10 protein-coding genes are annotated in these 13675 nt (G+C 34.3%); 8 read left to right on the top strand and 2 right to left on the bottom strand.

Features of this window, described 5'->3' with window-relative positions; all coding sequences use genetic code 11:
* The first annotated feature begins 406 nt into the window (after nt 1-406).
* The 7 genes from dnaA to KO527_RS19600 all read left to right on the top strand — a co-directional run bounded on the left by dnaA (nt 407) and on the right by KO527_RS19600 (nt 10353).
* Nucleotides 407-1801, top strand: a complete 1395-nt coding sequence (dnaA, locus tag KO527_RS19630) for a chromosomal replication initiator protein DnaA (RefSeq protein ID WP_042147703.1) — start codon at nt 407-409, stop codon at nt 1799-1801.
* A gap of 13 nt (nt 1802-1814) precedes the next feature.
* Nucleotides 1815-2918: a DNA polymerase III subunit beta gene (dnaN, locus tag KO527_RS19625; protein ID WP_216041962.1), complete on the top strand. Its 1104-nt coding sequence runs from the start codon at nt 1815-1817 to the stop codon at nt 2916-2918.
* 53 nt (nt 2919-2971) lie between these two features.
* A complete protein-coding gene (recF, locus tag KO527_RS19620; protein ID WP_216041961.1) occupies nt 2972-4066 on the top strand; it encodes a DNA replication/repair protein RecF in 1095 nt (364 codons plus the stop codon).
* Between the two features lie 13 nt (nt 4067-4079).
* Nucleotides 4080-6506 (top strand): DNA topoisomerase (ATP-hydrolyzing) subunit B, encoded by a 2427-nt coding sequence (gene gyrB, locus KO527_RS19615; RefSeq protein ID WP_216041960.1) that lies wholly within the window; start codon nt 4080-4082, stop codon nt 6504-6506.
* A gap of 278 nt (nt 6507-6784) precedes the next feature.
* Nucleotides 6785-7714, top strand: coding sequence for a glycine--tRNA ligase subunit alpha (gene glyQ / locus KO527_RS19610; protein WP_216041959.1), 930 nt, complete (start codon nt 6785-6787; stop codon nt 7712-7714).
* Nucleotides 7715-7718: 4 nt separating this feature from the next.
* Nucleotides 7719-9782, top strand: a complete 2064-nt coding sequence (gene glyS / locus KO527_RS19605) for a glycine--tRNA ligase subunit beta (RefSeq protein WP_216041958.1) — start codon at nt 7719-7721, stop codon at nt 9780-9782.
* A gap of 121 nt (nt 9783-9903) precedes the next feature.
* On the top strand, nt 9904-10353 hold the full coding sequence (locus KO527_RS19600) for a hypothetical protein (RefSeq protein ID WP_216041957.1): 450 nt from the start codon (nt 9904-9906) through the stop codon (nt 10351-10353).
* A 22-nt stretch (nt 10354-10375) separates the two neighbouring features.
* On the opposite strand, the gene tusA is transcribed toward KO527_RS19600, so the two are convergent.
* Nucleotides 10376-10633 (bottom strand): sulfurtransferase TusA, encoded by a 258-nt coding sequence (gene tusA / locus KO527_RS19595; RefSeq protein ID WP_216041956.1) that lies wholly within the window; start codon nt 10631-10633, stop codon nt 10376-10378.
* A gap of 64 nt (nt 10634-10697) precedes the next feature.
* Nucleotides 10698-12014, bottom strand: coding sequence for an HD domain-containing phosphohydrolase (locus tag KO527_RS19590; protein WP_216041955.1), 1317 nt, complete (start codon nt 12012-12014; stop codon nt 10698-10700).
* A 118-nt stretch (nt 12015-12132) separates the two neighbouring features.
* Between KO527_RS19590 and KO527_RS19585 the strand changes: the two genes are divergently transcribed.
* Nucleotides 12133-13611, top strand: a complete 1479-nt coding sequence (locus KO527_RS19585) for an ATP-binding protein (RefSeq protein WP_216041954.1) — start codon at nt 12133-12135, stop codon at nt 13609-13611.
* Nucleotides 13612-13675: the final 64 nt, after the last annotated feature.

Here is a 13675-nt window from a genome sequence, read left to right as displayed (position 1 = left end):
TGTGTGATCTGGCTTGGTATTTTCAATTTGTAAAATTTTAAAGATCAGGATCTGGATTTTTTATCATTTCCAAATGAAGTGATCTTTACTACATATAGCAGTTAAAAAATAGTTTTCCACAGTTGTTATTGATAGTTTGCTTATAAGCTTTGGAAAAAGTGATTAGATCGGTTGATGATCAAAAGATCATAATAAAAATTATAAAAATATACACAACATATTATAAAAATTATAAATAATAAAAACATATAGTTAGATGTTATTGTTGTGGTTTGTTTAAAATATTTATAAATCATTCTTGAACTTGTGGATAAGTCGATTCATAATGGCGTGTTTTTTATATATTTAGCATAATATTTCCTCTCTTATGATGACCGGGAATATTTGCCGCCTTTAGGAGTTAGCCGTGTATCTGTCTGTTTGGCAAAGTTGTTTATATGTGCTTCAAGATGAGTTACCTTCACAGCAATTTAGTATGTGGGTACGTCCATTACAAGCCGAGAGTACAGAAGATACTTTAACTATTTTTGCACCTAATCGTTTTGTTTTGGATTGGGTTCGTGATAAATACTTAAATAGGATCAATGAATTATTAATAGAGATTTGTGGCGATGAGGCACCTAAATTACATTTTGGTGTTGGCAGTGGCACTAAGCCAGCTGTACCAAGTCCTGCTCAAGAAGGGCAAACAGCGGTAGAAGCAAAAGAACCTGCTGCTAGTAAATCTCGTAAAGTAGAAAAGAAACCTGAAGTTGTAGAACCGGCACCTAAATCGTTTCCAAAAGCGAATATAAAAGATACCTATACTTTTGACAGCTTTGTTGAAGGTAAATCAAATCAATTGGCAAAAGCGGCTGCAGTTCAGGTAGCAGATAATCCTGGCACGGCTTTTAACCCTGTATTTATATATGGTGGCACAGGTCTAGGTAAAACGCATTTATTGCATGCTGTAGGTAATGGTATCGTTGCTAATAAGCCTGATGCTAAAATTGTTTATATGCACTCTGAGCGCTTTGTTCAAGATATGGTGCGTGCATTACAAAACAACGCAATTGAAGAGTTTAAGCGTTATTACCGTAGTGTAGATGCATTATTAATAGATGATATTCAATTCTTTGCTAATAAAGAACGTTCTCAGGAAGAGTTCTTTCATACCTTTAATGCGTTATTAGAAGGTAATCAACAAATTATATTGACATCTGATCGCTATCCTAAAGAAATTGATGGCGTTGAAGACAGATTAAAATCTCGTTTTGGGTGGGGTTTAACAATTGCGATTGAGCCACCTGAGCTAGAAACGCGTGTTGCTATTTTAATGAAAAAAGCACAGCAAAGTCAGATTAAGCTACCTGAAGAAGTTGCATTCTTTATTGCTAAAAGATTAAGGTCTAATGTCCGAGAGCTTGAAGGCGCATTAAATAGGGTAATAGCCAATGCTAATTTTACTGGTCGCCCAATTACAATCGACTTTGTTAAAGAAGCACTAAGAGATTTATTAGCACTGCAAGATAAATTAGTAACAATAGATAATATCCAGCGTACTGTTGCTGAATACTATCGTATACGTGTATCTGATTTATTATCAAAGAGACGTACGCGTTCAATCGCAAGACCACGACAAGTGGCAATGGCACTATCTAAAGAGTTAACTAATCACAGCTTACCTGAAATAGGGGATGCTTTTGGTGGTAGAGATCATACAACTGTATTACATGCATGTCGTAAAATAAAATCTCTTAGAGAAGAAAGCCATGAAATAAAAGAAGATTACCAAAACTTGATCAGAACACTTTCATCGTAGGGTTAGATTTAAAATGCAAATAACAATTTCAAGAGATCAATTTCTTAAACCTTTGGTGCAAGTATCTGGTGCAATAGAGCGCAAACATACATTGCCAATATTATCTAATGTTTTGCTAGAAGTTCAAGATGGCAAACTATCTATGACTGGTACTGATTTAGAAATAGAATTAGTTGCCAGTGTGATGTTAGATCAAACTGTTGAAGATAATAAACTGACTTTGCCCGCTAAAAAACTTTTAGATATTTGTAAGAGTTTACCTGACGGTTCTGATATTTCTTTATCTCTAAAAGAAAGTCAAATAATTCTTAAGTCTGGAAAAAGCCGTTTTTCATTAGCATTTTTATCAGCGGATGATTTTCCTAATTTAGAAGAGTGGGATGGTGAAGTTGAATTTCAATTAACACGTCTAGAGCTTAGAAAGCTACTGGAAAGTACGCATTTTTCTATGGCTAACCAAGATGTGAGGTATTATTTAAATGGTATGTCTTTTGAAGTTGATAATACTGAAATAAAAACCGTAGCAACAGATGGTCACAGATTGGCGTTAGCACAAAAAACTTTAGCACAATCTTTAAATACGCAAAGACAATTAATCATCCCAAGAAAAGGGGTGCAAGAAATTATGCGTTTAATGAATAGTGATGATGCATTAGTAACGATTCAATTTGGTGCAAATCATGTTCGTATTTTAGATCAAGAATTTGTATTTACCAGTAAGTTAGTTGATGGCCGTTTTCCTGATTATCGTCGTGTTATTCCCAGAGGCGGAGATAAAATAGTAACAGCTAATAGAGAGTGGTTACGCTCGGCATTTGCACGCGTGTCTATTTTATCTAATGAGAAGTTTAGAGGGGTAAGACTAAACTTTTCAGCTGGCCAATTAAAAATAAGCGCTAATAACCCAGAACAAGAGCAAGCTGAAGAAGTTGTTGAGGTGTCTTATGATGGTCCAGATTTAGAAATTGGTTTTAATGTATCGTATGTTTTAGATGTTTTAAATACACTTAAAACTGACGATGTGAGCTTCACATTATTGGATTCAAATAGTAGTGCATTAGTTGAAGGTTGTGGTGATTCAGAAGCGATGTATGTTGTTATGCCAATGCGATTATAATAATCAATAATGAATTTATTCAGAATTAATTATTTTTTTATTTATAAGTTAATATGTCTTTAGAATTATTAACGGTTAAAAACTTTAGAAATATTGAAGATTTATCCCTTTCACCTGTGGATGGGGTAAATCTAATTTATGGTGCCAATGGTAGCGGTAAAACCAGTTTACTAGAATCAATTTATTATTTGTCTCATGGTAAATCTTTTCGTACTGGTAAACACAAAAACATCATTAAAAAACAGCAAAATGAATTTGTTATTCATGGCAAGAAATCTGTAAATAACTTATCTATTCCTGTTGGTCTGAGTAAAAGTCAGGCTGGTGAAACAAACCTTAAGATACAAGGGAAGTCTTCTCGAAAAGTATCTGAACTAGCACAACTGATACCAGTCCAAGTTATCACTCCTGAAAGTTATTCTTTATTTTTTGGTGGCCCAAAAGAACGTCGCAAATTCTTAGATTTTGGATTGTTTCACGTGGAACATCAGTTTTTTTCTTTATGGCAATCCTTTAATAAAATACTAAAACAAAGAAATGCTTTATTAAAGCAAAAACCTAAAAACTATTTTGATGAAATTAGGTTTTGGGATAAAGAATTTGTTAGACTGTCAGTCAGCATAAATAATCTACGTTTATCGTATATAAATAGGTTTAAGACGCAGTTTTTTGATAAAATATGTGTTGATTTAGATTTAGTGGAAAACATCAGCTTAGACTTTAATCCAGGCTGGAAATCGACTAATGAATTAACTGATATTTTATCTGAAAATTTTGAAAGAGATTTAAAACAAGGTTTTACTAGTAGAGGACCGCATAAAGCTGATTTTAGCTTCTCTGTGGATGGTACTAGTGTCGAGAACTATTTTTCTCGCGGACAATTAAAGCTTTTGTTGTATGCATTAAAAGTAACACAGAATAGCCTTATAGAGACTGAAACAAATAAACAGTCAATATTACTTATAGATGATTTACCTTCAGAGCTAGGCGAAGATACGCGAGGAAAGGTGGGCAAACTACTTGCTCAATGCGATTCTCAAATATTTATAACGGCTATTGAATCTGACAGTATTTCAGCTGTGGTGGAACCAATGAAGCGAAAACTAGAAATGTTCCACGTGAAACATGGCAAACTAATAACAAATTGAGTGGAATTAAAGCATGTCTGAAAATTATGACTCGTCGAGTATAAAAGTACTAAAAGGATTGGATGCTGTTCGTAAGCGTCCTGGAATGTACATTGGTGATACGGATGATGGTTCTGGCCTACACCATATGGTATTTGAAGTTGTTGATAACTCTATTGATGAAGCCTTAGCTGGTCACTGTGATGATATTTTTGTAAAAATACACCCAGATAACTCAGTATCAGTAAGCGATAACGGCCGTGGCATACCAACCGAAATACATGAAGATGAAGGTGTTTCTGCTATTGAAGTTATTATGACGGTACTTCATGCCGGTGGTAAATTTGATGATAATTCATATAAAGTATCAGGTGGTTTACACGGTGTAGGTGTATCAGTAGTAAATGCTTTATCTGTTAAATTAAAAGTGACAGTACATCGTGGCGGTCATATTCATGAACAAACTTATACTCATGGTGTGCCAGATGCACCATTAGCTATTGTTGGTGATACAGAAAAAACAGGCACCGAGTTACGTTTTTGGCCAAGTGAAGAGACATTCACTAATATAGATTTTCATTTTGATATATTAGCTAAACGCCTTCGTGAATTATCATTCCTGAATTCTGGTGTGAGCATTATCTTAATTGATGAACGAGAAGAAGATAAGCGAGAGCATTTTAAATATGCCGGTGGTATCCAGTCTTTTGTAGAATATCTAAATACTAATAAAACAGCTGTTCATAAAGAAGTATTCCACTTTGATGCTCACCGTGAAGAAGATGGTATAACAGTTGAAGTTGCTATGCAGTGGAATGATGGCTTCCAAGAAAATATATACTGTTTTACAAATAACATTCCTCAAAGAGATGGTGGAACTCACTTAGCTGGTTTCCGTGGTGCTTTAACTCGTACGTTAAATAACTATATGGAAAAAGAAGGCTTTAATAAAAAAGCTAAAACCACCAGCAATGCAACAGGTGATGATGCTCGTGAAGGTTTAACAGCTGTTGTTTCAGTTAAAGTGCCTGATCCTAAATTCTCATCACAGACTAAAGATAAATTGGTTTCTTCGGAAGTTAAGTCTGCTGTTGAGCAAGCTATGGGTGAAAAACTAGCTGAATATTTATTAGAGCACCCTAATGAAGCTAAAACAATCGTAATGAAAATTATCGATGCAGCTCGTGCTCGTGAAGCTGCTCGTAAAGCACGTGAAATGACACGCCGTAAAGGTGCTATGGATTTAGCTGGCTTACCAGGTAAACTTGCTGATTGTCAGGAAAAAGATCCTGCACTATCTGAACTATATATAGTGGAAGGAGACTCTGCTGGCGGTTCAGCTAAGCAGGGTAGAAATCGTAAAAACCAAGCTATTTTACCATTGAAAGGTAAAATACTGAATGTTGAAAAAGCACGTTTTGACAAAATGCTTTCTTCACAAGAAGTTGCTACGCTTATTACTGCACTAGGTTGTGGTATTGGTAGAGATGAATATAATCCAGAAAAACTTCGTTATCAAAATATCATTATCATGACTGATGCCGATGTGGATGGTTCTCATATTCGTACATTACTGTTAACTTTTTTCTATCGTCAAATGCCAGAAATAGTTGAGCGTGGATTTATCTATATTGCACAACCGCCTTTATATAAAGTTAAAAAAGGCAAGCAAGAAAGATATATTAAAGATGATCCAGCATTAACTGAGTATTTAACAACGTTAGCACTTGATGGTTCTTCATTATATGTAAATGATAGTGCACCAGCTATAAATGGTGTAGGACTAGAGAATCTAGTTTTAGACTATCAAAAAACAACTTCAATTATTCAGCGTTTATCACGTAAATACCCGCTTAAAGTTGTTGAAAGACTAATGTATCAATCAGAAATCTCAACTGAAGATTTAAAAGACTCTGCTGTTGTAACTAAATGGGTTGAGACATTTGTTGCTGATTTAATCGCAAATGATACTGATGCAACAATATTTACAGCTAATACATTTGAAGATACTGAACGTCATTTAACTTTACCTGTTATTACAATTCGCCAACATGGTATCGATAAAGACTATGTATTTAATTATGACTTCATCACTTCAGCTGACTACGCAAAAATTAAAGTGACAGGCGAGCAAGTTGCAAACTTAGTTGAAGAAGGTGGTTATATTCAACGTGGTGAGAAGACAAAAGAAGTTATTAATTTTGTTGAAGCACTAGATTGGCTAATGTCAGAATCTAAGCGTGGTTTATATATACAACGTTATAAAGGACTAGGTGAAATGAACCCAAGTCAATTATGGGAAACTACAATGGATCCTGAGTCGCGTCGTATGCTACAAGTAACAATTGAAGATGCGATTGCAGCTGATCAATTGTTCTCTACATTAATGGGTGATCATGTTGAACCAAGACGTGAATTCATTGAGAAGAATGCACTACGCGTTGTTAATTTAGACGTATAATTCTGATATATCATTTTGCCACTAGTGACATAATATGAATTATAAAAAAGAGACTAAACAGTCTCTTTTTTTATGCCTTAAATATAATAAATTAATTCATAGGACTTGCACCAAAATGATTTAGTTGAGTCAGTCATAAAAAACAAATTAAATATTATCATAAGCATCAATATAAATTGGTATGAGTGGCTTCAATAAAGGTGCGTAGCAGATTTAATACGGGTATACTTGTAGGAATTATCGACATATGACCGCTAAAAGAAACGAATAAATCCACTATGCAAAATACAAAACATGATACTAAAACCTTTCAAGGTTTAATCCTGGCTTTACAGGAATATTGGGCACAACAAGGTTGTGTAATCGCTCAACCATTAGATATGCAAGTTGGTGCTGGAACATTTCATCCATTCACATTCTTGAAATCAATTGGCCCAGAGCCAATGGCAAGTGCATATGTCCAACCATGTCGCAGACCAACTGATGGTCGATATGGTGATAATCCAAATAGATTACAACATTACTACCAATTTCAGGTAGTGATAAAACCATCACCTGAAAACATTCAGCAATTATATTTAGACTCATTAGCTGTTATCGGTATTGATACATTAACTGATGAAGTGCGTTTTGTTGAAGACAACTGGGAATCACCAACGTTAGGCGCTTGGGGTCTTGGTTGGGAGCTGTGGTTAAACGGTATGGAAATATCACAGTTTACTTACTTCCAACAAGTAGGTGGCTTAGAGTGTACACCAGTAACTGGTGAAATCACTTATGGATTAGAGCGTCTAGCTATGTATATTCAAGGCGTAGATAGTATTTATGATCTGATCTGGACTGATGGTCCATTAGGCACAGTAACATACGGTGATATTTTTCATCAAAATGAAGTGGAACAATCAACATATAATTTTGAGCATGCTGATGTACCAGCTTTATTTGCTGAATTTGATCATTGTGAAGCAGAAAGCCAAAAACTAATTGAAGCAAATTTACCATTACCAGCCTATGAGCAAGTAATGAAAGCATCTCATGCATTTAACTTATTAGACGCACGTCATGCGATCTCAGTAACTGAACGTCAACGTTATATCTTACGTGTAAGAGCATTATCTAAAGCCTGTGCAGAAAGCTATTATGCTGCACGAGAAGCGTTAGGCTTCCCACTTTGTAAAGATAAGACAAATGCTAAGAAAGGAGCGTAATGATATGACAACTGAAAATTTATTAATTGAAATTGGTACTGAAGAATTACCTCCAAAATCATTACGTGCATTAGCTGAGGCTTTTGCAGCTAATATAAAATCAGAATTAACGGCATTAGAGTTAGATAATTCTGAAGTTACTTGGTATGCATCTCCACGCCGTTTAGGTATTAAAGTTACTGAATTAGTTGCAACACAAGCAGACAAAATTGTTGAAAAACGTGGACCAGCAGTAAAAGCAGCATTTGATGCTGATGGTAATGCGACAAAAGCGGCTCAAGGTTGGGCACGTGGTTGTGGTATTGATGTTGCCGATGCTGAACGCTATGAAACAGAAAAGGGCGCTTGGTTATTACATAAGGCTAAAGTTACTGGTAAAGCAGTAGATGCACTATTACCAGATGCTATCAGCAAAGCATTAGCTAAATTACCTATTTCAAAACCTATGCGTTGGGGTGCTTCTAAGATTCAATTTATACGCCCAGTTCATACGGTTACTGTCATGTTTGGCGATAAGCTAATTCAAGGTAATATTCTTGGTAAAGACATTAACAATGAATTACAGGGCCACAGATTCCACCACCCTGAACGCATTGCAATTAATCATGCTGATGAAGCGCAAGATGCACTAAAATCAGCATACGTAATTGCTGATTTTGAAGCGCGTAAAGCTCTTGTTCGCAAACAAATAGAAACTGTCGCTGCAGAAAATAATGCAGTTGTGGCTATGGATGAAGATTTACTTGAAGAAGTAACTGCATTGGTTGAATGGCCAGTGACTTTAGTTGCAACATTTGAAGAGTCATTCTTACAAGTGCCAGCTGAAGCCTTGATCTATACAATGAAAGACGATCAAAAATACTTTCCATTATTAGACCAAAATGGAAAATTACTTAATAAGTTCTTATTTGTTTCTAATATTGAAAGTAAAAATCCAGAACAAGTTATCAAAGGTAATGAAAAAGTTGTTCGTCCTCGTTTAGCTGATGCTCAGTTCTTTTTTGAAACGGATAAAAAGAAAACGTTAGAAAGTCGTTTAGAGTCACTTGATAGCGTATTGTTTCAAAAGCAATTAGGTACATTAAAAGATAAGTCAGAACGTATCTCTAAACTCGCTGCATTTATTGCAACTAAATTAGGTGCTGACGAAGTAAAAGCTGCACGCGCTGGTTTATTAAGTAAAACAGATTTAATGACTGATATGGTCATGGAGTTTACTGATATACAAGGCGTAATGGGTATGCATTATGCGCGTTTTGATGGTGAAGATGAGTTAGTTGCTGTTGCGCAAAATGAGCAGTATATGCCGCGTTTTTCGGGTGACAATTTACCTTCAAATGAAATCAGTCAAGCAGTTGCATTAGCTGATAAATTTGACTCATTAGTCGGTATCTTTGGCATCGGCCAAGCACCTAAAGGTGATAAAGACCCATTTGCTTTACGTCGTGCCGCTATTGGTGCATTACGTATTATGGTTGAAAAAGAATTAGAATTAGACATTCTTGAAATCGTAGCTAAAGCACAAGAGTTATTTGCTGATAAGTTAACCAACGATAATGTAGCAACGGATGTATTTGACTTTATGTTAGGTAGATTCAGATCTTGGTATCAAGATCAGGGCATTCAAGTTGATGTTATACAAGCTGTATTAGCGCGTCGTCCATCTTACCCTATCGACTTTGATCGTCGTGTGAAAGCGGTAAGTCATTTCCGTAGCTTAGATTCTTCAGAAGCACTTGCAGCAGCTAATAAACGTGTTGGCAATATCTTAGCTAAAAATAAGATTGAAGTAGCTGAGGATGTTAATGCATCGCTGTTATCTGAAAATGCAGAAAAAGCTTTAGCTGAGACTGTATCATCTTTTAAAGCTAAGTTTGAACAACTAGGTCAAGGAAGCTATACAGAGAAATTAACTCAATTAGCTGATATCAGAGAAACGGTTGATACTTTCTTTGATAATGTAATGGTGATGGCTGATGATGAAGCTGTTAAACTAAATCGATTAGCACTGCTTAATCAACTAAGAAACTTATTCTTAGATATTGCTGATATCTCTGTACTTCAGTAAAGCTAAATAATTATGCGTGAGCTTAATAGTGCGTATAAATAAAATTGATAAAAAGCCGGTTTTTAAACCGGCTTTTTTGTGCGACTATAACAGTATTAGAGTGTGGGGAATAAGAATAAAAATGAAAAAAATATTACCGATCATATTTATAGCTTCAGTATTAACTGCTTGTTCAAGTACTGAATCTTTCAAAAAAAATGAAGTTGAAAATGCAGGAATTGAAACACCTATTTATTTAAGAGGTAACTTTAATACTTGGGAAGCACAGCCTGAATATCAACTAAAAAAAATAAGCACCGATGTGCTGCAAACTAAAATTAAACTTTCAACTGCAGGTCAAACATACGAATTTAAAATAGCAGATGAAAATTGGAGCCAAGGTTTAAATTGTGGTTATTTAAGTGAAGATTTAGATCAGTTCTTAGAGTCAGGTATTCCGGTGCAAGCTAACTGTAACAGTATTTATAACTACTTTAGCTTTACACCGTATGAATCAGGTTGGTATCAGGTAAGCATTAACTTTAGACAAAAAGCAAAACCTTTAGTAACAATCAATCAAGTGTTTGAATAACAAATTTTCTGCGTAACTTTGTTTATAGACCTTTTTTGATTAAATAGCGAAAAGGTTCATTTTCAACCTCTTGTGCTAATAATGTATGATCCATAAAACGACAAAAGCTGGGAATATCTCTCGTTGTTGATGGATCATCAGCAACGATTAATAAGGTTTCACCTTCCTGCATTTTTCTTACTGTGCCTCGGATCATCATAACAGGTTCAGGACAGCGTAAACCCATAGCGTCTAAAGTATGATCTGCTTGTGTTGTAGAGTTTATAGTTAAATCAGTCATGGAGTACACTCTAAAAAAAGAAGCTGTATTTTAGGCTTAATTTTCAGTGAATAAAAGCTGATTTTTAATTAACTTCACTTGAGGTTTTTTCAGGTATTAAAATGAATATAAAGAAAGTGAAGTCGTGTTCAAGTTCATATTGCTCCATACGATCTATGGTGGCTTCAGTCAGCTCAGTATCTTTGGTAATAAGTACATTGCCATTGTTATATTTCACATCTTGAGCGATAACCATACCAGGTTCTAACATATCTAAAGTAAAGCAAAACTCAGCATCACTACCAGCTGGTATATTATTTAATAGATGTTCAAAAGCGTCTACAATTTCACTATCGTATTTACGATTTGATTGGTTTTTTAATTGCCTTAACGCATCTTTAGGTTGAAGTTTTTGTGAGGTTGCATAACCAGAAACAAACTTATCATAATCACGTACAACAGCGAGAATACGAGAAGCGAGTGGTATTTCTTTATTGGCTTTTACTCCTGGATAACCATGACCATTAAATTTTTCGTATTGGTAACGTAAGGTATCAGAAATATGTTTAAGCGATGGCATCACATCTAAAATATCAGCGCCTTTAGTTGCTTGAGAGTGCAACTGTAATAACTCACTATTATTCATTTGAGAATCGGGCTTATTTAATAAAGACTCAGGTAAAGATATTTCACCTATTGCATGTAATTGTGCAGCTAAATATAAATATGTAAGCTCTACTTTCTCTAGCCCTAACTGATGGCCAAGTAAACGACATTGTTTTGCAATGCGTATATCATGTTGGTGGTGATCTTGTCTGTGCTCTGCAGAAATTAGCGATACCATGTCTATGACTTGTTGAAGCTGTTTTCGTTGTTTTTTTATTGAAAGTTTAAGTTGAGAAACCGTTTGCTTTAAAGAGCGGGTACGTTCTTCTACTTTTTTATCTAGCTGTACATTTAAACTCTCTAGGTTTTCGTTATTTACTTTTAGTTGCTTAGTGAGTTTTTGATTCTCAACTTCTAATTTTATTACCTGTAGGGAATCACTGACAATTTCTTTAAGTTGTTTATTATCCCAAGGCTTGGCAACGTATGCATGAATGCCACCATCATTAATCGCAGCTATGGTACTTTGTATATCTGAATAACCCGATAGTAAAATTCTTCTTGCTTTTGGTTGGTGCTGTTTTACTTGCGCTAGCACTTTATCGCCTGATATTTCTGGCATTCGCATATCACAAATAATGATATGAATAGGGGTCATTTTTATAAACTCGATTGCTTTAGCTGGATCATTAAAAGCGATTGTTTCATATTCTCGTCTGAAAATTCTTTCTAGAGATTGTAAAACTTCAACCTCATCATCAACCAATATAATTCTGGGTTTAAAAACATCTTCCATACTGTGCTTTATCCTAAAATAGTTTTGATTAGCCCTAACAATATATAAAAAATATACCTATTCTTTATGTCAGTATAGGCATTTTTTTTATCAGTTGAAAACAAAAATTGAGACACAAATGGAAAAAGAAATATCTAATGGAATATTACCTAATAATCTGAAATTAAATAAAAATTTAGAAAAGTTAACTTATAAGAAATTAGAGAAAGAAAATAAACTGTTATTAGATGAAAATAATGAACTTAAAAAGCAATTACAAGCTCAAGCCGAATATGAACAATCTAAACAGCAGCAACTCGAATTTTTAACATTTCTAGCAACGGTAACTTTTAGTAAAAATAAAGTAGAAACAATAATACAAAGCTTATTAGAGCGCTGTGTGAGTTTTTTATCTACTAGTTGCAGTTATATTTATTGCCATGAAAAGGCTAATGCACCATTAACTAAAGGTATAGAATATGAGCTCACTGAAAAAGTTAAGCAAGCTGAAAATGATATTAATGTATCTCAGGTAGTAGATAATATTAAGCAAGCACAAAATGAAACGATATTATTAACCGCGGATGAGTTCTTTTATCCTGAATCTTTGATGAAGACTCAAGTTGAATATGTCGTTGTATTGCCTTTGTTTTCAATTTTAAACCAGTCACACATGATAGTTGTTTTTTTTCAGGATGATAGCAATTTAGATAGTCTTAAATTACAAACATTAGAGTCAGGTCGTCAACTTGTTAGCATTGCAATCAGAAGAAAGCTCGCTGAAATTAAGTTAGATAAAAAATATTCTGAATTATCTAAAGTAAATTCCTCTTTAAAGAATACGCAAAAGCAACTTACTCAATCTGAAAAAATGGCTTCTATAGGTCAGCTTGCCGCAGGTATCGCCCATGAAATTAATAATCCTGTAGGTTATGTAATGAGTAATATCGAATCATTAAAAGATTATATGTCTCAATTTGATAATTTTTTCAGTTTATTAATTCAAGAAAATAAAGATGCTAATTTTACATCTGATCCAGATAATGAATTAGAATTTTTACTGGAAGATAGTAAAGAAATTATCTCAACCTGTGTTGGTGGTTTAACTCGAGTTAAGGCGATAGTACAAGACTTAAAAACATTCTCTCACTCTGGCAGTGAAGGATTTATTTCATTTAGTTTAAATGAGGCTATAGAAACTGTTTTAAATTTAATTGCTTCAGAATTTAAATATGATGAATGTGATATAAAAACGAAATTAACAGCTAATATACCTGAGGTTTTTGGTACCAAAAATCAAATTGAACAGGTTTTAATGAATATATTAATTAATGCTAAACATGCTATTAATAAAGATAAAGGGACTATTACTATAGAAACTTTTGCCAATTCTGAATTTGTATTTTTACATATTACAGATACGGGGTGCGGAATGAATGATAAAACGAAACAAAGGTTGTTCGACCCTTTTTTCACTACAAAAGAAGTTGGCGTAGGAACCGGGTTAGGTTTGTCAATTAGTTATAAAATTATTGAAGCCCATAGAGGTTTAATTGAAGTTGAAAGTGAAATTAATAAAGGTACATGTTTTAAAATTAGTTTACCAATACCAGAGTAGCTGTACGAGCTAAACAAATAAAAAGGCAAGGGCGCTTATTAATAAACGAACCCTTGCCTGGAAC

This window comes from Pseudoalteromonas sp. C2R02 (genome assembly GCF_018860845.1).
Lineage (GTDB): Bacteria > Pseudomonadota > Gammaproteobacteria > Enterobacterales > Alteromonadaceae > Pseudoalteromonas.
This window is presented reverse-complemented; position numbering and strand designations above follow the sequence as displayed.